We start from the raw sequence: 23017 nt of genomic DNA on the forward strand, positions 1-23017 counted from the left end.
GCAGAGCGGCCGAGCCGTACGGGAAGCAGCGGCGGACAGGCCGGCCGTACGCGGACGGGGCGCACCACCGGATGCCGGTGGGGCGCCCCGTCCCATGCCGCACCGACCCATGGAAGGATGGCGCAACCCACACATACCGAGGAGATGACCGCGTGCCTGGCACAAACCTGACCCGCGACGAGGCTCAGCAGCGGGCGGCGCTGCTCAGCGTCGACTCGTACGAGATCGATCTCGACCTCTCCGGCGCGCAGGAGGGCGGTACCTACCGGTCCGTCACCACGGTGCGCTTCGACGTCGCGGAGAACGGCGCGACGTCCTTCATCGACCTGGTGGCCCCGACCGTCCACGAGGTGACCCTCAACGGCGACGCGCTGGACCCGGCGGAGGTCTTCGCGGACTCCCGGATCGCGCTCCCCGGTCTGCTCCAGGGCCGCAACATCCTGCGGGTCGTGGCCGACTGCGCCTACACCAACACGGGTGAGGGCCTGCACCGGTTCGTCGACCCGGTCGACGAACAGGCTTACCTGTACACCCAGTTCGAGGTCCCGGACGCGCGCCGGGTCTTCGCGTCGTTCGAGCAGCCGGACCTGAAGGCCACCTTCCAGTTCACCGTGAAGGCCCCGACCGGCTGGACCGTCATCTCCAACTCGCCGACGCCGGAGCCCAAGGACGACGTCTGGGTCTTCGAGCCGACGCCCCGGATCTCGACGTACATCACGGCGCTCGTCGTGGGCCCGTACCACTCGGTGCACAGCGTGTACGAGAAGGACGGCCAGAGCGTGCCGCTCGGCATCTACTGCCGTCCCTCGCTCGCCGAGTACCTGGACTCCGACGCGATCTTCGAGGTCACCCGGCAGGGCTTCGACTGGTTCCAGGAGAAGTTCGACTACGCCTACCCGTTCGAGAAGTACGACCAGCTGTTCGTACCGGAGTTCAACGCGGGCGCGATGGAGAACGCGGGCGCGGTGACCATCCGCGACCAGTACGTCTTCCGCTCGAAGGTGACGGACGCCGCGTACGAGGTCCGCGCCGAGACCATCCTCCACGAGCTGGCCCACATGTGGTTCGGCGACCTGGTGACGATGGAGTGGTGGAACGACCTGTGGCTGAACGAGTCGTTCGCCACCTACACGTCGATCGCCTGCCAGGCGGACGCCCCCGGCTCGCGCTGGCCGCACTCCTGGACCACGTTCGCCAACTCCATGAAGACCTGGGCGTACCGGCAGGACCAGCTGCCGTCCACGCACCCGATCATGGCGGAGATCAACGACCTGGACGACGTCCTCGTCAACTTCGACGGCATCACCTACGCGAAGGGCGCTTCCGTCCTGAAGCAGCTCGTCGCGTACGTCGGCCAGGACGAGTTCTTCCGGGGCGTGCAGGCCTACTTCAAGGCGCACGCGTTCGGCAACACACGTCTGTCCGATCTGCTGGGCGCCCTGGAGGAGACCTCCGGCCGCGATCTGAAGGCCTGGTCGAAGGCATGGCTGGAGACGGCCGGCATCAACGTGCTGCGCCCGGAGATCGAGACGGACGAGCACGGCGTCATCACCTCCTTCGCGATCCGTCAGGAGGCCCCGGCGCTGCCGACGGGCGCGAAGGGCGAGCCGACGCTGCGCCCGCACCGCATCGCGGTCGGCCTGTACGAACTGGACGACACGAGCGGCAAGCTGGTCCGCGACGAGCGGGTCGAGCTGGACGTCGACGGTGAACTGACCGCCGTCGCACAACTGGTGGGCAGGCGCCGCCCGGCCGTGGTCCTCCTCAACGACGACGACCTGTCGTACGCCAAGGTCCGCCTGGACGAGCAGTCGCTGGCCTTCGTCACCGAGCACCTCGGGGACTTCGAGTCCTCCCTGCCCCGCGCGCTGTGCTGGGCCTCGGCCTGGGACATGACCCGCGACGCCGAGCTCGCGACCCGCGACTACCTGTCCCTGGTGCTCTCCGGCATCGGCAAGGAGTCCGACATCGGTGTCGTGCAGTCCCTGCACCGCCAGGTGAAGCTGGCGATCGAGCTGTACGCCGACCCGACGACCCGCGAGGCGCTGCTGACCCGCTGGACGGACGCCACGCTCGCGCACCTGCGCGCGGCCGAGGCGGCCTCCGACCACCAGCTGGCGTGGGCCCGCGCGTTCGCCGCGACCGCCCGCACGCCCGAGCAGCTGGACCTGCTGGAGGCCCTGCTGGAGGGGACGCAGACGATCGAGGGCCTGGCCGTCGACACCGAGCTGCGCTGGTCGTTCGTGCAGCGGCTCGCGGCGGTGGGCCGCTACGACGAGGCGGAGATCGCCGGCGAGTACGAGCGTGACAGGACGGCCGCCGGTGAGCGTCACGCGGCGACCGCCCGTGCCTCCCGGCCGACGCCCGAGGCGAAGGCGGAGGCCTGGTCCCAGGTCGTCGAGTCGGGCAAGCTGCCCAACGCCCTCCAGGAGGCGGTCATCGGCGGCTTCGTCCAGACCGACCAGCGCGACCTCCTCGCCCCGTACACCGACAAGTACTTCGAGGTCGTCAAGTCCGTCTGGGACTCCCGCTCGCACGAGATCGCCCAGCAGATCGCGGTCGGCCTCTACCCGACCGTCCAGGTCTCGACGGACACGCTGCACAAGACCGACACCTGGCTGAGCGCCGCCGAGCCCAACGCGGCCCTGCGCCGCCTGGTCTCGGAGTCCCGCTCGGGCGTCGAGCGCGCCCTGCGGGCCCAGGAGGCGGACGCGGCGGCGCCCTCGGACTGACGAGGGGCTCTGCCACGGCGGTCCATGACCGTCCATGACCGTCCATGACCGTCCATGACCGTCCATGACCGTCCATGACCGTCCATGACGGCGGGGGCGCCCGGTGATTTCACCGGGCGCCCCCGCCGTCTGCGTCACTGCCTTCGTCACTGCCTTCGTCAGTGGCTTCGTCAGTGCCGGACCGGGTCCTTGGCGGCTCGGCCGACGAGCGGCGCTGCCGGCCGGGGGCGGACCGCCGGGGACGCCTTGGGGGTCGGGGTCGGCGTCGTCAGGAGGCCGGTGGGGCGGGGACGGAGCTGGCCCAGGACGGTGGCGCCGAAGGCGATGGCCATGCCGAGGAGCTGGAGGGGCGTGAGGGCCTGGCCGAGGGCCGCCCAGCCGACCACGGCCGCCGTCAGCGGGGAGAGGGGGCCCAGGAAGGTCACCTGGGTGGCGGAGAGGCGGCCGATGCCCCGGAACCAGAGCCAGTAGGAGACGGCCGTGTTGGCGAGGGCGAGGTAGAGGTAGCCGCCGATCGCACGGCCGTCCAGGGCCGGGGGCGCGCCCTCGACGAGCAGGGCGAGCGGGGCGATCAGCAGGCCGCCCGCGGTCAGCTGCCAGCCGGTGAGGGCGAGGGGGCCGACTCCGGCGGGGCGGCCCCAGCGCTTGGTGAGGACCGTGCCGGTGGACATGGAGGCGGTGGAGGCGAGGGCGGCGACCAGGCCGACCGGGTCCAGCGCGCCGGCCGCCCTCAGCACGACCAGGCTGACGCCGAGCGCCGCCGCGATCCCGGTGAGCAGGGTGCGTACGGTCGGGCGCTCCCCCAGCAGCACGGTCGCCAGGCCCGCGACGAACAGCGGGCCGACCGAGCCGACGACCGCGGCCATGCCGCCCGGCAGCCGGTACGCGGAGAGGAAGAGCAGCGGGAAGAAGGCGCCGATGTTGAGCGCGCCCAGCACCGCGGCCTTCCCCCACCAGACGCCGCGCGGCAGGGTGCGCGAGATCGCCAGGAGCAGCAGGCCCGCCGGGAGCGCCCGCACCAGGCCCGTGAACAGCGGGCGGTCGGCGGGCAGGAACTCCGTCGTCACGGCGTAGGTGGTGCCCCAGGAGACGGGGGCGAGCGCGGTGAGGGCGATGAGGGAGAGACGGCTCCCGGTGTGCGGGGCGTTCACGGCGTTCGCGGTGTGCGCGGTCATGGGACGCGTCCTTCGCGGAGGAGGGGGCCTGCTTCTTCAGGTCGATAGCTTGCTTGCAATTAGCTTAGCGCTAAGCAACTTTCCGTCAAGCCACTTTCTTGCGGCCGACCCAACGGCGCCCGATACTCACCCCATGAACCCGCGTTCCGAGCCCGACAGGCCCCTCCGCGACCCCGTCGACGCGATCATCGACCAGTGGGCGGCGGCGCGGCCCGACCTCGACACCACCGCGATGGCGGTGTTCGGCCGCGTCAACCGGCTCTCCCGGACCCTCGGCGACCGGATGGAGAAGACCTACGCGCGGTTCGGGATCTCGCGCGGCGAGTTCGACGTGCTCGCGACCCTGCGGCGGTCCGGCGAGCCGTTCACCCTCTCGCCGCGCCAGCTCTCCGCCACCCTGATGCTCACCACCGGCGGTATGACCGGCCGCCTCGACAAGCTCGAACGCGCGGGCCTCCTCCGCCGCTCCCCCGACCCGCACGACCGCCGCGCCCTCCAGGTCACCCTCACCGAGGAGGGTCTGCGCCTGATCGACGAGGCCGTCCAGGTGGGCCTCGCCGTCCAGAGCGAGGCCCTCGCCCACCTGAACGTCGAACAGGCCGGCCAACTGGCCGACCTGTTGCGACTGCTGGTGGTGGGCACGGGGGCGTGAGCCCGGATCGGGCCACCGCCCGGGAGTGATGCGGGGAGCTCGTGGGGAGCCGCGCCCAGCCGTCCCGGCTGCCCGTCACCCGATGGGCAGCCGCCGGCCCGCCGTGCCCAGCCACTCCCCCAGTGCCGCCTCGACCGCCGCGCCGTCCGCGCCCTCGGCCGCCCAGGCCACGTAGCCGTCGGGGCGGACCAGGACGGTGGTGCGGCGGTCGCTCGTCCAGGCCGCGACGGCGAGGCGGTTCTCGCGGGCGCCGACGAGGGCGGGCCGGTCCGTGCCGCGCGGGGTGATGAGGACGAAGCGGCCGCCGCGCAGGGACTCGTAGAGTCGGCCGGCGGTGAGGGCGACGTCCGGCACCCGCGTGCCGACCAGGCGGTGGGCGCCGCGCGGGGCCGGATACGTGTAGCCGATGCCGGTGATCTGGCCGATCGCCCGGGTGCGGGCCGGGGGCACGTGGTTGACGAAGGTGGTCAGGGCGGCACGCAGGGCCAGGGCCCAGGGCGACTTCGCCATCGCGAGACGGACGATGCCGCCGCTGCTGCGGAGCACGGCCCGGCCGACGGGGTGGCGCTCGGCCTGGTAGCTGTCGAGCAGAGCCGGGTCCGCGTGGCCGTGCAGGACGGCGGCGAGCTTCCAGCCGAGGTTCGCGGCGTCCTGGAGGCCGGTGTTCATGCCCTGCCCGCCGGCCGGGGTGTGCACATGGGCGGCGTCTCCGGCGAGGAAGACCCGGCCGACCCGGTACGCGGGGGCCTGGCGTTCGTCGCAGTGGAAACGGGACATCCAGCGGGCGTCCCGCATGCCGTAGTCGCGGCCGAGCGCGAGCCGGGTGATCTCCCTGACCTCGTCGAGTCCGAGCGGCTCGCTGTCGGGGACGTCGTGGCCCCGGTGCCAGCCGATGACCCGGTGGTAGCCGTCGCCGAAGGGCGCGATGAAGGCGAAGGCGTCGCCGACCGCGTTCGCGGTCAGCACCTCCTCCGGCTGCTCGTCGAGCCGTACGTCCGCGAGGACCACGGAACGGATGACGGACTTCCCCGGGAACGGCAGCCCGACCGCTCGGCGCACCGCGCTGTGGTGCCCGTCCGTCCCGACGACGTACGCGGCGGTCAGCCGGTCCGTCGCACCGTCCGCCGTCCGTACGTCGACCGTGACGGCGTACGGGTCCCCGGCCCCGCCCGCGCTCCCGCCCTGCTGGACGGCGGTCACCTCCGTCTCGTAGCGGAACCGCACGCCGGTCTCCACCGCTCGCCGCTCCAGGATCTTCTCGACCTCGTACTGCGGGATCACCAGGAGGTGGTTGAAGCGGGAGGGCAGGGTGTCGAGGCGGACGGAGAGACGTCCGAAGAGGGCGATGCGGTCGAGGGGACGGCCCTTGGCCTCCAGCGCGTCGGCGATGCCGCGGGCGTCGAGCTGCTCCAGGGTGCGGGCGTGCGCGACGAAGGCCCTGGAGAGGTTGCTGATCCGGTGCTCGCGCTTCTCGACGAGGGTGACGGGGACACCGGCGGCGGCGAGGTCGCCGGCCAGCAGCAGTCCGGTGGGCCCTGCGCCGACCACGATGATGTCGCGCGGGGTGCTGTCGTCGTGCTTGCCGTTCATGGCGGCCTCCTGCCGACGCGTGTTGGTCAACAGTTGTTGGCCAACGCCTGTTGACAACGTAAGGAGGCAGCTCTGGACTGTCAACAGGTGTTGGCCTACGTTTGTTGACATGACCGATACGGAACCCGCGCCCCCCGCTTCCGCGCGAGCGCCCCGCCGCTCCGACGCCACCCGTCACGCGATCCTCCAGGCGGCGCGCGAACGGTTCGCGGCCGACGGATACGACCGGGCCACGATCCGGGCGATCGCCAAGGACGCGCGGATCGATCCGTCGATGGTCATGCGGTACTACGGCTCGAAGGAGGGGCTGTACGCCGCCGCGCTCGACGTCGATCTGCGGCTGCCGGACCCGGACGCGTTCGACGCGCGGGACGTGGGCCGGGTGCTGGTGAGCCACTTCCTCGACCTCTGGGAGGAGAACGAGATGCTCACGGCGATGCTCCGGGTCGGCACCACGAACGAGGCGGGCGCGGAACGGATGCAGGGGGTCTTCCGGGACCAGCTGCTGCCGCTCGCCCGGCGGGTGTGCCCGCACCCCGAGCAGGCGGCGACCCGGGCGGCGCTCTGCGCGTCACAGGTGCTGGGGCTGGCCCTGACGCGTTACGTCCTGCGGTTCGGGCCGACCGTGGCACTGAGCCGGGAGGAGATCGTCGAGTGGATGGGGCCGACGGTGCAGCGGTATCTCACGGCGCACCGGGCGTAGCCCGTGCTCCCCTCCGGAGGGGGCCGACACGCGGCCGAGGGCACCCTCGGCGCACGGGTGTGCGGAGGGTGCCCTCGCGGAAGACGTGTCGAGAAGGGCGGGGCGGAGGCGTCAGGCCTTCGCCCGGAGGTCAGGCCTTCGCCTTGACCTTCGGCTGACGGTCCGTGGACCCGTCCAGGACCATGACCAGGCCGGCGATAACCGCGAACAGGGCGAGCGGCGCCACGACGAAGAGGCCGAGCGTCTCGATCACGCTGAGGCCCGGGCCCGGGTCGTCGCCGTCGTCGGGCGTCAGCGCGAGGGCGGGGGACGACATGAGCAGCATCATCAGCGTCGTACCGGCAGCCAGGGCGCCGGCGCGCAGGGCGTTCTTCTTGTCCACGCGCTAACGGTAACGAACGCGGGGGAGCTCCGCTCGGGCGGGGGCGCCTAATAGCTCGGGGGTGCCTGGTTCGTGGGCGGGTGCGGGTGAGTGGTGGCTGGTCGCGCAGTTCCCCGCGCCCCTGAAAAGCAGGGGCCGCGCCCCGTGCTTTTCAGGCCCGCAGGGCCTGGTCTTTCAGGGGCGCGGGGAACTGCGCGAGAAGCCCCACGCACCCGCACCCGACAACGCGCCCGCAAACGCACCCGCACCCCCGAGCTACCGCGCACCCCGCAGCACATCCACCAGCGCGTGCAACCGGCGCGACGCCGCCAGCTCCTCCAGCGTCACCGGCCTCCCCGCCGCGTCGGCGATCGGCAGGCGCCAGTTCGGATACTGGTCCCACGTCCCCGGCAGATTCTGCGGGCGGCGGTCCCCCAGCGTGTCCGGCAGCCAGAGGCCGACCATCCGGGCGGGGGTGCGCAGCAGGAACCGGTGGAGGGCCTGGATCTGCGCCTCCTCGGAGGTCGCCGAGATTCCCCCGCCGGCCCCGTCCAGCAGCCCCAGCCGGGCGAGCAGCGCCAGCCACTCCCCCGCGTCGGCGGCCGCCTCCGCCCGCTCCTCGTCCAGGGACCGCGTGAGCAGGCCGAGGCCGTGGCGGAGGTCGACGTGGTCGCAGGTGAGCCGGGAGGCGGTGGGCGGCAGGTCGTGCGTCGTGGCGGTGGCGAGACAGTTCGCGCGCCAGCGTTCGGGCGGGAGCGGCCGGCCCGTGCCCTCCCAGTCACGTTCGAACCACAGGACGGACGTGCCCAGCACCCCGCGGGCGTCGAGCGCCTCGCGTACACCGGGCTCGACCGTGCCCAGGTCCTCGCCGATCACCAGGGCACCGGCCCGCGCGGCCTCCAGGACCAGGATCGCGAGCATGGCGTCGGCGTCGTAGCGGACGTACGTGCCCTCGGTCGGGGCCTCGCCCTGCGGGACCCACCAGAGGCGGAACAGGCCCATGACGTGGTCGATGCGGAGGGCGCCCGCGTGGCGCAGCAGGGCGCGCAGGAGGCGCCGGTAGGGGGCGTATCCGGACTCGGCGAGGCGGTCGGGGCGCCAGGGCGGCAGGCCCCAGTCCTGGCCCCGGGAGTTGAAGGCGTCGGGGGGCGCGCCGACGGACATGCCGGCCGCGAAGTACTCCTGCTGGGCCCAGGCGTCGGCGCCGCCGGGGTGGACCCCGACCGCCAGGTCGTGCACCAGGCCGATGGGCATGCCGGCGTCGCGCGCGGAGCGCTGCGCGGTGCCGAGCTGGGCGTCGGTGAGCCAGGCCAGGCGGGTGTGGAAGTCGACGCGGTCCATCAACTCGCCGCGGGCGCGGGCGGTCTCGGCGGAGCGCGGGTCACGCAGGCCGGGGGGCCAGCGCGACCAGTCGGAGCCGTGGACCTCGGCGAGCGCGCACCAGGTGGCGTGGTCCTCCAGCGCCTGGCCCTCCTCGGCGAGGAAGTCCCAGTACGCGGCGCGCCGCCCGGGGCCGAGCGGTACGGCGCGCACCAGTTCCAGCGCCTGCCGTTTGAGGTCCCACACCGCGTCCCGGTCGATCAGCTCGCCCTTGTCCAGCACGGACTCCCGCAGACGGGCGGCCCGCTCCGACAGCGCGGCGAGGCGTTCGCGGCCGTCGGCGGGCGAGTCGGGGGCGGACGAGTCGGGGGCGGCTTCCGCGAAGGCGTACGGGTACTCCGGTACGTCCTCCACGCGCAGGTGGACGGGGTCCGGGTAGCGGCGGGAGGAGGGGCGGTACGGGGAGGGATCGGTGGGGGCGCCGGGCACGGCCGCGTGCAGCGGGTTGACCTGGACGAATCCGGCGCCGAGGGCACGGCCGGCCCAGGCGGACAGCTCGGCGAGGTCACCGAGGTCGCCCATGCCCCAACTGCGCTGCGAGAGCAGGGAGTAGAGCTGGACGAGGAGACCGTAGGTGCGGCCGGGCGGGGCGGGCAGCCGGGCCGGGGCCACGACCAGGTGGGCTTCGGCGGTGCGGCCGTCGGGGGCGGTGGCGCGCAGGGTGTGCACGCCGGGAGGCAGCTCCCGTGTGGTGGAGCGCGCCTCGCCCTGCTCGGTCTCGACGCTCAGCAGGGTGCCGTCGGGGAGGGAGGTGAGCGCTGCCGGGGGTTCGCCGTCGGCCCACTGGACCAGGGTGGGCGGCAACAGCCGTGCGGCCAGCTGCCGTTCGCGCGCGACGAGGGCGGCGCGCACGGCCTCGGGGGTGCTCGCGTCGACGTCCAGCACGGCGAGGACGGCCACGACCGCGGCGTCCGAGGCCGCGACCGTACGGTCCGGGGAGGGGCTGTAGGAGGTGGCGACGCCGTGCAGGGCGGCGAGCCGGGCCAGCGGGGTGTCGGGCGTCGGGCCCGAACCCCCTGGAGCTTCTGTCATCTAGACCCCCGATGCGGCGCCGTGGGACGTGGGTTCACTGGTGAGGGGGGCCGCGTCGGCGAGAGGCGGCTCGCTGGTGAGCGGGGCCGCGTCGGGGAGCGGCGGCTCGCTGGTGAGCGGGACGTCGGCACAGGGCCCTTCGGCGCTGAAGACGCAGACGTGCGGCTCGTGGAGCTCGTAGGGCTCCGCCTCGCGTTTGGAGCGGGCCTGGGTCGGGAGGGGGGTGGTCATGGCCACGGGGGCCTCCTGGTCGTCGTACGGCGATGGGTGCGGGATCCGGGGGTACTCCAGCCCTACCCAGCGGACGCCGCCGCAGACGTGGAGCGGCGGACATCGTGGTGATGCTCACTCCCGCGCGACGTCCCGACCCACGTCCGCGCCACGTCCCGCGCCACGCCCCGACCCCCGCTCCGAACTTTCCTCCCCCCTCTATTCACTCAGTACATATACTCAGTGCATACTGAGGCCATGAGCACTCGTCACATCCTGTTGGGGCTGCTCGCAGGGGGGCCGAGCCATGGCTACGACCTCAAACGACGGCACGACGAACGCTTCCCGCAGGCGCGCCCGCTGGCCTACGGGCAGGTCTACACGACCCTCCAGCGGCTGGTCCGCGACGGGCTGGCCGAGGTCGACGGCACGGAGGCGGACAGCGGCCCCGAGCGGACGATGTACCGCTCGACGGACAAGGGGGCGAGCGAGCTGGCCGAGTGGGCCGGGCAGATCAGCGCGCCCGCGCCGTTCGTGACGAACGAGATCTTCACCAAGCTCGTCGTCTCGATCCTCGCCGGCGGCGACCCGGCGGCCTACCTACGGGCGCAGCGCGCGGCGCACATGGCGCGCATGCGGGAGCTGACCGCCGTGAAGACCGCGCCGGGCGCCGTCCTCTCGTCCGTGCTCGCGGCGGACTACGCCCTCAACCATCTCGACGCCGACCTCCGCTGGATGAACACCACCGCGGCCCGGCTGACCACCCTGACCGCGGAGGTAGACGCATGAACGACAAGGACACCGGCTCCGCGCCGTTGCTCACGGCTCGCGGGCTGGTCAAGGAGCACGGCAGGACCCGGGCGCTGCGGGGCGCCTCGGTGGAACTGCGGGAGGGCGAGATCCTCGCCGTCACGGGCGCCAGCGGCAGCGGGAAGTCCACGTTGCTGCACTGCCTGGCGGGCATCGTCCGGCCGGACGAGGGCTCGGTGGCGTACGCCGGGAAGCGGCTCGACCAGCTCCCCGAGAAGGAGCTCAGCGAGCTGCGCCGGACGGACTTCGGGGTGGTCTTCCAGTTCGGGCAGCTGATACCCGAGCTGACGGCCGTCGACAACGTCGCGCTGCCGCTGCTGCTGGCCGGCACGGACCGCGCGACCGCGCGGGAGCGGGCCGCCGAGTGGCTGGAGCGGTTCGGCGTACGGGGGCAGGAGGAGCAGCGGCCCGGCGAGATGAGCGGCGGCCAGGCGCAGAGGGTCTCGCTGGCGCGGGCGCTGGTGACCACGCCGAAGCTGATCTTCGCCGACGAGCCGACCGGGGCGCTGGACTCCCTGGCGAGCGAGCAGGTGATGGCGGCGCTGACGCACGCGGCCCGGGAGTCCGGCACGGCGGTGCTGCTGATCACGCACGACGCGCAGACCGCGGCGTACGCGGACCGGGAGGTCGTGCTGAAGGACGGCGTCGTGGTGTCGGCGGCCGACGTGACGCTGGAGGCGTCCCGGTGAAGGAGCTGATGAGCGATCTGCGCCTGGCGCTTCTGCTGACGCGGGGCTCGGACCGGCGTGAGTGGTGGCGGGTGTCGCTGACGGCGCTGGGGGCCGCCCTGGCGACGGCGTTCGGCCTGGCGGCGGGCGTGCTGGCCTCCCTGACGGGCCGCTATCGGGTGGACATGGCCGCCGGGCTGCTGGACAACCCCGGGGAACGCTCCGGGGTGATCGTGACCCTGCTGTTCCTGCTGGTGCCGGTCCTCGGCTTCCTCGGCCAGTGCACCCGGGTCGGCGCCGTCCACCGGGACCGGCGGCTGGCCGGACTTCGGCTGGCCGGTGCCTCGGCGAACCAGGTGCGCCGGATCGCGGCGCTGGAGACGGGCGTGGCCTGTCTCGGGGGTTCGCTGGTCACGACGGCCGTCTTCGTGGTGTTCCTGCTGAGCCGCTGGCACAGCCCGGCCCCGGCGGCCTGGATCGCGGTCGCGCTGGTGGCGCTGGGGGTGCCGGTGCTGGGTGCGGCCGTGAGCGTGCTGGCGCTGCGCCGGGTGGTGGCCTCGCCGCTGGGCTGGGTGCGCCGGACCACCTCGGGCACCGGCCGGGGGCCCGGGTGGGTGTTCCTGGGGGCGGTGGCTCTGCTGATCGTCGTGGCGCTCGTCGCCGTCGCCGTCACCAACGTGGACGCGCCCGGCTACACGACCAGCCTCGCCCCGCTGACCTTCTGCGGCGCGCTGCTGGCGGTGGGCGCGGGTGCGGTGCTGCTGTCCGGCGCGGTCTCCCGGCTCCTCGGGCGGCTGCTGGCGCGGCGCACCGGGAGCCCGGCGGTGCTGATCGCCGCCGAGCGGCTGCGGGCGGACCCGTGGGCGGCGGCCCGTACCCACGCGGCCGTGCTGATGGGGGCCGTGGTCGGCAGCGGATACATCGGCGTACGGCAGGCGCTGGTCGCGCAGATCTCCCGGTACGACAACCTGGCGGAGGAGGACGCCTTCTACATGACGGGCCTGAACTTCACGGCCGCCGCCATCCTCATCGGCTTCGCGGTCACGCTGTTCGGGCTCGCCGTCGGCACCGCCGAGTCGCTCGCCACCCGCCGCCGGGGCCTGGCCGCGCAGGTCGCCGCCGGGGTGCCGTACGAGGTGCTGGGCCGTGCGCTGCTGCTGGAGACCGCTCTGCCGCTGGCGCCCGCGGTGCTGGTGGGCGGGGCCGGGGGCACGGCGATCGCCTTCTTCTACGCGATGGCCATGAGCGACCTGACGGTGGTGCCGTTCGGGGCACTGCTGGTACCGGTCGCGGTCTACGCCGCCTGCCTCCTCGCGGCGGCCACGTCCCTGCCGCTGCTGCGCCGCACGATCCGCCCGTCGGAACTGCGGTACGCGTGACACGGGACCCATGAGACCCGGCGTCCCGGGAGGCCACGGGGGGCTTCCTGGGACGCCGCCGCCTACTTCGCCGCCGGTGCGATCGGTGTCGCCCGTTCCGACTGGGGTGAGGCCGTGTTGGCGTAGACCGACGGGGCGGCGACCGCGGCGCTCGGGTCGTCCGTGTCGTCGGTCGTGGTGGCCGGGGCCCCGCCCACGATGCGGATGTCGGCCGCGTCGAACGCCTTCTTGATGCGCCAGCGCAGCTCCCGCTCGACCGTGAGGGCCTTGCCGGGCATGGTCTTGGCGGAGACGCGGACGACCATCGAGTCCAGGAGGACGTCGTCGAGGCCGAGGACCTCGATGGGGCCCCACAAGAGCTCGTTCCAGGGCTCCTCCTTGCTCATCGCCTCGCCGACCTCCATCAGGGTGCGGCGGACCTTGTCGAGGTCCTCGTCGTGGCGGACGGTGACGTCGACGCCGGCCGTGGCCCAGCCCTGGGAGAGGTTGCCGATGCGCTTGACCTCGCCGTTGCGGACGTACCAGATCTCGCCGTTGTCGCCGCGCAGCTTGGTGACGCGCAGGCCGACCTCGATGACCTCGCCGGAGGCGACGCCCGCGTCGACGGTGTCGCCGACGCCGTACTGGTCCTCCAGGATCATGAAGACCCCGGAGAGGAAGTCCGTGACCAGGTTCCGGGCGCCGAAACCGATGGCGACGCCCGCGACACCGGCGGAGGCCAGCAGCGGGGCGAGGTTGATCTCGAAGGTGGCGAGCACCATCAGGGCGGCCGTGCCCAGGATCAGGAAGGACGCGACCGAGCGCAGCACCGAGCCGATGGCCTGGGAGCGCTGGCGGCGGCGCTCGACGTTGACGAGCAGGCCGCCGAGGGTGCCGCCCTCGACGCCGGGGACGGAGCGGTTCATCCGGTCTATGAGCTTGGTGATGGCACGCCGGACGAACACTCTCAGCACCGCCGCTATCACCACGATCAGCAGGACGCGGAGACCGATGGCCAGCCATGTGGACCAGTTCTCCTCCACCCAGCTGGCGGCATTGGTCGCGCTCTCCTGGGCGTCCTCCAGCGACGGCACGGCCGGTGTCGTCGCCGTCTCCGAGGGGGACGGCGACGGCGTGGCGGCGGCCAGTAGGAGGGGCAGGGAAGAAACGGGCGACACGGCGGATACCTCCAGGTGCGATATCTGCCCTCCGGTACGGCGGTCAAGATCCGTCGGGTCACGGAAAGGTCACCGGACGGGCAGGCCCACCACACTAACGGGGCATTGTGTGGAGGTCGCCGCCATGTTCGAGGGAGACAAGGCGCTCACCAGGGAGTGAAGGGCGCACGCGGCGGGGGATGAATGAGGTGTGGTCGAAAACACTCCCAGCCCGTTACCGGGACATGGTGGCGCTTCCACCAGGCCTGAGGGGAGACTGACTACGGATCGTCCACGGCGCGAGCCACGCGCCGCCGGCGTACAAGGAGGCATCCGTGCCGCACGTCCTGGTCCTCAACGCGTCGTACGAGCCGCTCGGCGTCGTACCGCTCCGCCGCGCGCTCGTCCTCGTCCTGGAGAACAAGGCCGTCTCCCTGGAAGAATCCGGCGCCTATCTGCACAGCGCGACCGTCACAGTCCCCGCACCCAGCGTGGTCCGGCTCAAGCGATTCGTCCGGGTTCCCTATCGGGGGCCCGTTCCTCTGACCCGTAGGGCGCTGTTCGCCCGTGACGGGGGCCGGTGCATGTACTGCGGTGGCGTCGCAACCAGCGTCGACCACGTCATCCCGCGCAGTCGCGGGGGCAAGCACGTCTGGGACAACGTCGTCGCGTCGTGCCGCCGCTGCAACCATGTCAAAGCCGACCGCCATCTCGTCGAGATCGGCTGGCGGCTCCGTCACAAACCCGCTCCGCCCACCGGGCTGGCCTGGCGCATCATCGGCACGGGCCATAGGGACCCGCGCTGGCTGCCCTACCTGCAGCCGTACGGCGCGGACGACGCGTTGGCCCGGATCGACGGCATCTCCGCCTGACGGTCCGGGTTTTTGCATGGCCGGGTGCCCTCGCGCAGGGGCACCCGGTACGCACCACGGGGAGCCGTCCGGAACGCTCAGATCCACTTGACCTGCGCCTTCGTCACCGCCTTCACAGGTACCCCGCATTCCCTCCGCACCCATGATCGCCTAGTGTCACTCCGACAGCGGGCCCTTGTTCTGGAGCGCAACGCCCAGGGGTCCGCCTCGAATGTGGGGACTCATGCGCAAGCTCGCCATCAGCGCCGCCGTGTCCGGCGCCCTGGCTCTCACCGGCCTGGCCGCGCCCGCCGCGCTGGCCGACTCGCCGGACCTGACCTTCGGCGCCGTCACGGTCAACAACGGCAAGCCGATCGCGGTCGGCACCAAGGCCTCGGTGACCGTGCCGGTCACGTACAGCTTCACCCGGCCGGACGACCTCGTGATCGACTACGAGAAGAACTTCCTGATGATCGCCCTCTACCGGGGTCCGCTGGCGGAGACCGACAACGCGATCGAGGCCGGCTCGAAGCCCGTCTGCACCACCGTCGCGACGACCGACACCACGGCGACCGAGTCGTGCTCGGCGAAGCTCACCGTCGACCCGGAGGACAACCTCTACACGACCGCGGACGCCACCACCTGGAAGGCCGCCGCCCTCTACAGCGAGACGGCGATCGACCTCGACGAGTCCGACGGCCACATCAGCGTCCACACCGGCCTCGACCTGTGGGGCAACCTCGGCACCGCCAAGCTCCAGCGGATATCCAAGGTCACCGTCAACGCCACCCCGGAGCCGGCGGTCAAGGGCCGCACCCTGACCGTCAAGGGCGCGCTCACCCGCGCCGACTGGGGCAAGGGTGTCTACACCGGCTACCGGAACCAGCAGGTCACCCTCCAGTTCAAGGCCAAGGGCGCCACCGCGTACACCGACGTGAAGACGGTGACCTCCGGCACGGGCGGGGCCCTGTCCACCACCGTGAAGGCGTCGAAGGACGGCTCGTACCGCTACAAGTTCGCCGGTACGTCCACCACCGCGGCGAAGACGTCCGCGGCGGACTACGTCGACGTGAAGTAGCACCACCGCCCGCGCGGCGGGCACCGGCCCCCGGTCGACGAATCCGTCGACCGGGGGCTTTTTCGTGGCCGGATATTGACGCTCGCCTGGTCTAGTCCTATCGTCCTGGCATCAGATAGGAAAGTTTCCTAACAGTTGGGCAGGTGGCGGACCCATGGCAGGAACCCCTCGCGTACTGCGCGCCATGAACGACCGCGCCGCACTCGATCTGCTGCTGGAGCACGGCCCGCTCTCCCGGACCCGCCTCGGCAGGCTGACGGGGCTGTCCAAGCCGACCGCCTCCCAGCTCCTGGCCCGCCTCGAAGCCGCCGGACTCGTGGTGGCCACCGGCACCGGCGCGGACGGACCCCGCGACGGCGACCCCGGCGCCACCGGATCCGGCACGGGCCGACCCGGCCCCAACGCCCAGCTCTACGCGGTCGACCCGACCGCCGCGTACGCCGCCGGAGTCGACGTCACCCCCGAACGCGTCCTGGCCGCCGTCGCCGACATCACCGGCCGCACGGTCGGCGAACACGCCGTCCCCACCCCCGGACGCCGCCCCGCCGCACCCGTCGTACGGCAGGTCACCACCGCCCTCGACGGAGCGGTCAAGGCCGCCGGACTCACCCGGTCCGACGTGCACCGGCTGGTCATCGGCACACCGGGCGCCTTCGACCCCACCACCGGGCGGCTGCGGTACGCCTCGCACCTGCCCGGCTGGCACTCCCCCGCCCTCCTCGACGAAATCGCCGCCGCGCTGCCCATGCCGGTGGAGTACGAGAACGACGTGAACCTCGCCGCGCTGGCCGAACAACGGCTGGGCGCGGCCAAGGGCCACGACGACTTCGTGCTGCTGTGGAACGAGGGCGGTCTCGGCGCCGCGGTCGTCCTCGGCGGACGGCTGCACCGGGGGTTCACCGGCGGCGCCGGCGAGGTCGGCTTCCTGCCGGTCCCGGGTGTGCCGCTGGTCCGCCATGTCACCAAGGCGAACAGCGGGGGCTTCCAGGAGCTCGCCGGTTCGCAGATCATCCCCCGGCTCGCCCGCGAGCTGGGGATCACCCCGATCCCGGACGGGCCCTACGCCGAGGTCGCGACGGCGCTCGTGGCCCGCGCCGCCGCCGACATCGACTCCGGGTCCCACCGTCGACTTCTGGCCACGTACGCCACGGGCGTCGCGACCGGTCTGGCCGCACTCGTGACCGTGCTCGATCCCGAGCTGATCGTTCTCAGCGGTTCGGCGCTGATCTCCGGCGGGGAGCCGTTGCGGGCTCTCGTGGAGGCCGAACTGGGGGAACTGGCCGCGTCCCGACCGCGGCTGGTTCTCGGTGCCGTACTCGAACACCCCGTACTGCGGGGGGCGTTGGAGAGTGCGCTCGCGGCGACCCGTGACGAAGTCTTCGACACCTCGCGCTGATTGATCGTTCAGAAGCTGCGGGCCGTCAGTGGCCGGTCGCGCAGTTCCCCGCGCCCCTTGGGTTTCCCGAGCGCGCCCCCTTCCTTCCAGATCACCCCTCCCCTCCCTCAGGAGACTCCGTCATGTCCGGAATATCCAAGAAAGCGGCGATCGCTCTCGCCGCCACCGCCTCCCTCTCCCTGCTCGCCACCGCCTGTACGGGGCAGTCCGGGTCCACCGCCTCCGACGACCCGAACGCCAGGACGACGATCACCTTCTGGCACGGGTGGAGCGCACCCGGAGAGGTGAAGGCGATCCAGGCGAACGTGGACCGGTTCGAGAAGGAGCACCCGAACATCACGGTGAAGGTCGTCGGGAACATCAACGACGACAAGCTCAACCAGGCGCTGCGGGCAGGCGGTTCGAACGGGCCGGACGTGGTGTCCTCGTTCACCACGTCCAACATCGGCAAGTTCTGCTCCTCCGGGGCCTTCGCCGATCTGGGGCCCTTCATCGAGAAGTCGAAGCTGGACCTCGACAAGATCATCCCGAAGCCGATGCTGGACTACACCCAGTTCGAGGGCACCCGGTGCGCGCTGCCGCTGCTGGGGGACGCGTACGGGCTGTACTACAACAAGGACGCGTTCGAAAAGGCCGGCATCAAGGCGCCGCCGAAGACCTGGTCGGAGTTCGCGAAGGTCGCGGAGAAACTGACCGTCACCAAGGGCGACAGCTACTCCCAGCTGGGCTTCATGCCGAACTACCACGGCTACGAGACGGTCGTGGACCACTACATGTCGCAGTGGGACCACGCCTACTTCGACGCCGACGGCAAGTCGAACATCGCCAAGGACCCGGCGTTCGCGGAGATGTTCACGTACCAGAGGAAGCTGGTCGACTCGCTCGGCGGCTTCGCGAAGCTGGAGAAGTACCGGAACACCTTCGGCGACGAGTGGGGCGCCAAGCACCCCTTCCAGACGGGCCAGGTGGCCATGCAGCTGGACGGTGAATGGCGGCTCGGGATGGCCGAGGCCGCCGGCACCGACTTCGAGATCGGCACCGCTCCGATGCCCGTGGCCGACGACGAGGTGGACGAGTACGGCAAGGGCTTCCTCTCCGGCACGATCATCGGCATCGCCCCGCAGAGCAAGAAGCAGAACGCGGCCTGGGAGCTGGTGAAGTACCTGACGACCGACACCGAGGCCGTCGTCTCCTTCGCCAACGCGATCCACAACGTGCCGTCCACGTTCGCGGCGCTGAAGTCGCCCGACCTGAAGGTGGACGAGGGCTTCGAGACCTTCCTGGACATCGCCCAGAACGAGCACTCGAACACGCCGCCGGCCTCCGTCAACGGCTCCACGTACCAGACGACGCTCCAGGACTTCGGCTACCAGTACGAGTCCGGCAAGGTGACGGACCTCCACAAGGGCCTGGAGAAGACCGCGAAGCAGATCGACACCGATATCGCGCAGGCGAAGTAGCGCCGATGTCCACGTTCACTCTCCGCGCGAAGCGCCGCAGGTCGGCGCTTCGGACGGTGGCCTTCCTGTCCCCCTGGCTGATCGGGTTCGGCGTCTTCTTCGCCTATCCGCTGGTGTCCACCGTGTACTTCTCACTGATGAAGTACGACGGATTCGGCACCCCGGTCTTCCGCGGCCTGGGCAACTGGTCCTACGTCTTCAACGACTATCCGATGTTCTGGCCGGCCCTGCGCAACACGCTCTGGCTGGTGCTGGTCATGGTCACCTGCCGCGTGGTCTTCGGCCTCGGCGTCGGTCTGCTGATCACCAAGATCAGGACCGGGACGGGTGTCTTCCGCACCCTGTTCTATCTGCCCTATCTCGCCCCGCCGGTCGCCGCGACGCTGGCCTTCGTCTTCCTCCTCAACCCCGGCACCGGGCCGGTCAACTCCGTCCTCGACGGGCTGGGCCTGCCGACGCCCGGCTGGTTCACCGACCCGGCCTGGTCCAAACCGGCGCTCACCGCGCTCGCGCTGTGGGGCGTGGGCGACCTGATGGTGATCTTCATGGCCGCGCTGCTCGACGTCCCCAAGGAGCAGTACGAGGCCGCCGAGCTGGACGGGGCGTCGGCCTGGCAGCGGTTCCGGTTCGTGACCCTGCCGAGCATCTCGCCGATCGTGATGTTCGCCGTGGTCACGGGCGTGATCCAGACCATGCAGTACTACACGCAGCCCCTGGTGGCCGGGAAGGTCGCCTCCGGCGTCATCGGCGGCTCCGGGCAGCAGTTCGAGCCGGGCTACCCGGACAAGTCGACCCTGACTCTGCCCCAGCTCGTCTACAACCTGGGCTTCCAGCGCTTCGACTACGGCTCCGCCTGTGTGGTCGCCCTCGTGCTGTTCGCCCTGTCGATGGTGTTCACCGCGCTGCTGATGCGGCGCCGGGGCGGACTGATCGGAGCGGGTGACCGATGACCCAGGTACTGGACGTGCGCGACGAGCCCGTCATGGCCGCGGCCGCCCCGGACAGCGCGCGGACCGCCCGCCGCCGGGCCCTGCTGGAGTGGATCGCCGTCCACTCCCTGGGCGTGGCCGCCGCGCTCTTCTTCACCCTGCCCTTCGTCTTCGTCGTGCTGACCTCGCTGATGAGCGACCAGCAGGCACTCACCCGCGATCTGCTCCCGCACACCTGGGAGTGGGGCAACTACCGCCAGGTCCTGGACACCCCCGGCTTCCTGACCTGGTGGAAGAACACCCTTCTCTACGCCGGCCTCGGCACGGTCCTCACCGTCGTGTCGTCCGTCCCCGTGGCGTACGCGCTCGCCAAGTTCCGCTTCCGAGGCAGGCAGGTGGCGCTGATGCTGGTCATCTCGATGATGATGCTGCCGCCGCAGGTGGTGGTGATCCCGATGTACCTGTTCTGGGCCAAGCAGATGGACCTGTCCGGTTCGCTGTGGCCGCTGATCATCCCGATGGCGTTCGGGGACGCGTTCTCCATCTTCCTGCTGCGGCAGTTCCTGACGACCATCCCGGACGAGTACCTGGACGCGGCCCGCGTCGACGGCTGCGGCGAACTGCGCACCCTGCTGCGGGTCGTCCTGCCGATGGCGAAGCCGGGCATCGCGGCCGTCGCCCTGTTCCAGTTCTTCTACGCCTGGAACGACTACTTCGGACCGCAGATCTACGCCTCCGAGAACCCGGCCGCCTGGACGCTCAGTTACGGCCTGGAGTCCTTCAAGGGCGCGCACCACACCGACTGGAATCTGACCATGGCCGCGACCGTGCTGGTCATGGCCCCCGTGATCCTCGTGTTCTTCTTCGCCCAGAAGGCGTTCGTCGAAGGCGTCACCCTGACCGGAGTTAAGGGTTGATACAGCTATGAAGCTCACCGTGGTCGGCGGAGGGTCGACCTACACCCCCGAACTCGTGGACGGGTTCGCCCGGCTCAGGGACACACTGCCGATCGAGGAGCTGGTGCTCGTCGATCCGGCCGCCGACCGGCTGGAGCTGGTCGGCGGCCTGGCCCGCCGGATCTTCGCCCGGCAGGGGCACCCGGGCCGGATCGTCACCACGGGCGACCTGGACCGGGGCGTCGAGGGCGCCGACGCCGTCCTCCTCCAGCTGCGCGTCGGCGGCCAGGCAGCCAGGGAGCGCGACGAGACCTGGCCGCTGGAGTGCGGCTGTGTCGGCCAGGAGACCACCGGCGCGGGCGGCCTGGCGAAGGCGCTGCGCACGGTGCCGGTCGTCCTGGACATCGCCGAGCGCGTGCGCCGGACCAATCCCGACGCCTGGATCATCGACTTCACCAACCCGGTGGGGATCGTGACCCGCGCCCTGCTGCGGGCCGGCCACAAGGCGGTCGGCCTGTGCAACGTGGCGATCGGCCTGCAACGGAAGTTCGCCGCGCATCTCGGGGTGGCCCCGGCCGAGGTCCATCTGGACCACGTGGGCCTCAACCACCTCACCTGGGAGACCGGGGTCCGCCTCGGTGGCCCGGCGGGCGCGGACGTCCTGCCGAAACTGCTGGCCGACCACGGCGGGACGATCGCCGCCGATCTGCGCCTGCCCCGCCCGGTCCTGGACCGCCTCGGGGTGGTCCCGTCCTACTACCTGCGCTACTACTACGCCCACGACGAGGTCGTGCGGGAGCTGGGAACCAAGCCCTCCCGGGCCGCCGAAGTGGCGGCGATGGAACGGGAGTTGCTGGAGATGTACGCCGACCCTGCGCTCGACGAGAAACCCGCGCTGCTGGCCCGCCGGGGCGGGGCCTTCTACTCGGAGGCGGCCGTGGACCTGGCCGCGTCGCTGCTGGGCGACGGGGGCAGCCCGTACCAGGTGGTGAACACCCGCAACGGCGGCACCCTGCCGTTCCTGCCCGCCGACGCGGTGATCGAGGTGCAGGCCGCCGTGGGACCGGACGGCGCGGCCCCGCTGCCGGTCCCGACCGTGGATCCGCTGTACGCGGGTCTGATGGCGAACGTGACCGCGTACGAGGATCTGGCCCTGGACGCGGCCCTGCGCGGCGGCCGGGACCGGGTGTTCCGGGCCCTGCTCTCCCATCCCCTGATCGGCCAGTACGAGTACGCCGAGGCCCTCACCGACCGACTGCTCGCACACAACCGGGAGCACCTCGCGTGGGCATGAGCGAGCACGCGCGCGGGCGTGACGGCGCGCACGGCCGTGAAGGCGCGCGCGGGCCTGACCGGCGGGACGGCGTGCGCGGGCTTGAGGGGCGTGACGCCGTGCGCGGGAGCGTGCTCGCCGTCGACGCGGGCAACAGCAAGACCGACGTGGCCGTGGTCGCGCCCGACGGGGAGGTGCTGGGCGCGGCGCGCGGCGGCGGGTTCCAGCCCCCGGCCGTCGGGGTGACGGCGGCGGTCGACGGCCTCGCGGAGGTCGTACGGCGGGCCCTCGCCGAGGCCGGGTTCCGCTCGGTCGACCATGTCTCGGCGTGTCTGGCGAACGCCGACTTCCCCGTGGAGGAGGAGCGCCTCGCGGCGGCGCTGCGCACGCGCGCGTGGGGCACGACCGTCGAGGTCCGCAACGACACCTTCGCGATCCTGCGGGCCGGGGTGGCCGAGCCCCGGGGCGTGGCGGTGGTGTGCGGTGCCGGCGTGAACTGTGTCGGCATGCGCCCCGACGGCCGCACCGCGCGCTTCCCCGCGCTGGGGCGCATCTCCGGGGACTGGGGCGGTGGTTGGGGCCTGGCCGAGGAGGCGATGTGGCACGCGGCCCGCGCCGAGGACGGCCGGGGCGGTCCCACGGCACTGGCCGAGACGCTGCCCGCGCACTTCGGCCTGGACTCCGTGTACGCCCTGGTCGAGGCGCTGCACCTCGGGGACATCCCGGCCGTCCGCCGCCATGAGCTGACCCCGGTCCTGTTCACCACGGCGACCGGCGGCGACCCGGTGGCCCGCTCGCTGGTGGACCGTATGGCCGAGGAGGTGGTGGCCATGGCGACGGTGGCCCTGACCCGCCTGGACCTCCTCGGCGAGGAGACCCCCGTCCTCCTCGGCGGCGGTGTCCTCGCCGCCCGGCACCCCCTCCTCGACGCCCGGATCCGCGAGGCGCTGGCCGCCGCCGCGCCCAAGGCGGTGCCCCGGGTGGTCACGGCAGCCCCGGTGCTGGGCGCGGCACTGCTCGGGCTCGACCACGTGGGCGCGCCGCGCGGCGTGCACGCGCGTGTGCGGGCGCACTACGAACGAGGCTGACCCCGCCCCGCGCCACCCTCCTGGATCTCCCTCGAACGCGTTCGAACCCCCAGGGAACCGAACCCGATCGGAGCGCGTATTCATGGGCAGGGGGTGGTGCGGGAAGCCTTGTGCTGCGCCGGATCCGACAAGGACAGTGCCTACGGACACGATCGGGGAACAAGATCGAGTCAAGGTCTGTGCGTTGTCAGTCCCGACGGCGATACTTGCGGCCGTGC

General features: G+C 72.0%; 20 protein-coding genes. 14 read left to right on the forward strand and 6 right to left on the reverse strand.

Annotated elements, in window-relative coordinates:
• Positions 1-152: 152 nt before the first annotated feature.
• Entirely contained in the window at positions 153-2732 is a 2580-nt protein-coding gene (gene pepN, locus HW837_RS40665) for an aminopeptidase N (protein ID WP_093790858.1), read from the forward strand.
• A gap of 170 nt (positions 2733-2902) precedes the next feature.
• Here pepN and HW837_RS40670 read toward each other — a convergent pair whose 3' ends face one another.
• On the reverse strand, positions 2903-3907 hold the full coding sequence (locus HW837_RS40670; RefSeq protein ID WP_045557573.1) for an EamA family transporter: 1005 nt from the start codon (positions 3905-3907) through the stop codon (positions 2903-2905).
• Positions 3908-4040: 133 nt separating this feature from the next.
• Between HW837_RS40670 and HW837_RS40675 the strand changes: the two genes are divergently transcribed.
• Positions 4041-4559 (forward strand): MarR family winged helix-turn-helix transcriptional regulator, encoded by a 519-nt coding sequence (locus HW837_RS40675; protein WP_045557574.1) that lies wholly within the window; start codon positions 4041-4043, stop codon positions 4557-4559.
• A 75-nt stretch (positions 4560-4634) separates the two neighbouring features.
• On the opposite strand, the gene HW837_RS40680 is transcribed toward HW837_RS40675, so the two are convergent.
• Complete coding sequence (locus HW837_RS40680) at positions 4635-6149, reverse strand: FAD-dependent monooxygenase (protein ID WP_045557575.1); 1515 nt, start codon at positions 6147-6149, stop codon at positions 4635-4637.
• Positions 6150-6258: 109 nt separating this feature from the next.
• Here HW837_RS40680 and HW837_RS40685 point away from each other — a divergent pair, with 109 nt between their 5' ends.
• On the forward strand, positions 6259-6852 hold the full coding sequence (locus tag HW837_RS40685) for a TetR/AcrR family transcriptional regulator (RefSeq protein ID WP_045557576.1): 594 nt from the start codon (positions 6259-6261) through the stop codon (positions 6850-6852).
• A 130-nt stretch (positions 6853-6982) separates the two neighbouring features.
• Here HW837_RS40685 and HW837_RS40690 read toward each other — a convergent pair whose 3' ends face one another.
• From HW837_RS40690 to HW837_RS40700, 3 genes are all read right to left on the reverse strand, one after another.
• A complete protein-coding gene (locus HW837_RS40690) occupies positions 6983-7234 on the reverse strand; it encodes a hypothetical protein (RefSeq protein WP_093790857.1) in 252 nt (83 codons plus the stop codon).
• A gap of 255 nt (positions 7235-7489) precedes the next feature.
• Positions 7490-9625 carry a 4-alpha-glucanotransferase gene (gene malQ, locus HW837_RS40695; protein WP_193381095.1) on the reverse strand — a complete coding sequence of 712 codons (2136 nt, stop codon included), beginning with the start codon at positions 9623-9625 and terminating at the stop codon, positions 7490-7492.
• The gene (locus HW837_RS40700) at positions 9626-9856 is read right to left on the reverse strand and encodes a hypothetical protein (protein ID WP_045557767.1); all 231 of its coding nucleotides are present in this window, start codon (positions 9854-9856) and stop codon (positions 9626-9628) included. It abuts the gene before it with no gap.
• Positions 9857-10093: 237 nt separating this feature from the next.
• Here HW837_RS40700 and HW837_RS40705 point away from each other — a divergent pair, with 237 nt between their 5' ends.
• The 3 genes from HW837_RS40705 to HW837_RS40715 are packed head-to-tail and all read left to right on the forward strand — an operon-like array spanning position 10094 to position 12692.
• Positions 10094-10624 (forward strand): PadR family transcriptional regulator, encoded by a 531-nt coding sequence (locus tag HW837_RS40705; RefSeq protein ID WP_045557579.1) that lies wholly within the window; start codon positions 10094-10096, stop codon positions 10622-10624.
• Positions 10621-11334 carry an ABC transporter ATP-binding protein gene (locus HW837_RS40710; protein WP_045557580.1) on the forward strand — a complete coding sequence of 238 codons (714 nt, stop codon included), beginning with the start codon at positions 10621-10623 and terminating at the stop codon, positions 11332-11334. Before HW837_RS40705 ends, HW837_RS40710 begins: the two co-directional genes overlap by 4 nt.
• A gap of 8 nt (positions 11335-11342) precedes the next feature.
• Positions 11343-12692, forward strand: a complete 1350-nt coding sequence (locus HW837_RS40715; protein ID WP_045557768.1) for a hypothetical protein — start codon at positions 11343-11345, stop codon at positions 12690-12692.
• Between the two features lie 62 nt (positions 12693-12754).
• Here the strand turns inward: HW837_RS40715 and HW837_RS40720 are convergent, their stop codons facing one another.
• Positions 12755-13849 (reverse strand): mechanosensitive ion channel family protein, encoded by a 1095-nt coding sequence (locus tag HW837_RS40720; RefSeq protein WP_093790854.1) that lies wholly within the window; start codon positions 13847-13849, stop codon positions 12755-12757.
• Between the two features lie 314 nt (positions 13850-14163).
• Here HW837_RS40720 and HW837_RS40725 point away from each other — a divergent pair, with 314 nt between their 5' ends.
• The 8 genes from HW837_RS40725 to HW837_RS40760 all read left to right on the forward strand — a co-directional run bounded on the left by HW837_RS40725 (position 14164) and on the right by HW837_RS40760 (position 22799).
• The gene (locus HW837_RS40725) at positions 14164-14700 is read left to right on the forward strand and encodes an HNH endonuclease (protein ID WP_033526416.1); all 537 of its coding nucleotides are present in this window, start codon (positions 14164-14166) and stop codon (positions 14698-14700) included.
• Between the two features lie 223 nt (positions 14701-14923).
• Positions 14924-15757 carry a hypothetical protein gene (locus tag HW837_RS40730; RefSeq protein ID WP_093790894.1) on the forward strand — a complete coding sequence of 278 codons (834 nt, stop codon included), beginning with the start codon at positions 14924-14926 and terminating at the stop codon, positions 15755-15757.
• A 154-nt stretch (positions 15758-15911) separates the two neighbouring features.
• Complete coding sequence (locus HW837_RS40735) at positions 15912-17153, forward strand: ROK family transcriptional regulator (protein WP_093790853.1); 1242 nt, start codon at positions 15912-15914, stop codon at positions 17151-17153.
• A 122-nt stretch (positions 17154-17275) separates the two neighbouring features.
• Positions 17276-18613, forward strand: a complete 1338-nt coding sequence (locus HW837_RS40740) for an ABC transporter substrate-binding protein (protein ID WP_045557583.1) — start codon at positions 17276-17278, stop codon at positions 18611-18613.
• A 5-nt stretch (positions 18614-18618) separates the two neighbouring features.
• On the forward strand, positions 18619-19563 hold the full coding sequence (locus HW837_RS40745; RefSeq protein ID WP_045557584.1) for a carbohydrate ABC transporter permease: 945 nt from the start codon (positions 18619-18621) through the stop codon (positions 19561-19563).
• Complete coding sequence (locus HW837_RS40750; protein WP_193381094.1) at positions 19560-20459, forward strand: carbohydrate ABC transporter permease; 900 nt, start codon at positions 19560-19562, stop codon at positions 20457-20459. Before HW837_RS40745 ends, HW837_RS40750 begins: the two co-directional genes overlap by 4 nt.
• Positions 20460-20466: 7 nt before the next feature.
• Complete coding sequence (locus HW837_RS40755; RefSeq protein ID WP_045557586.1) at positions 20467-21732, forward strand: 6-phospho-beta-glucosidase; 1266 nt, start codon at positions 20467-20469, stop codon at positions 21730-21732.
• Positions 21733-21842: 110 nt separating this feature from the next.
• A complete protein-coding gene (locus HW837_RS40760; RefSeq protein ID WP_045557770.1) occupies positions 21843-22799 on the forward strand; it encodes an N-acetylglucosamine kinase in 957 nt (318 codons plus the stop codon).
• The last annotated feature ends 218 nt before the right edge of the window (positions 22800-23017 follow it).

The organism is Streptomyces caniscabiei (assembly GCF_014930365.1).
In the GTDB taxonomy this organism is placed as follows: Bacteria; Actinomycetota; Actinomycetes; order Streptomycetales; family Streptomycetaceae; genus Streptomyces; species Streptomyces caniscabiei.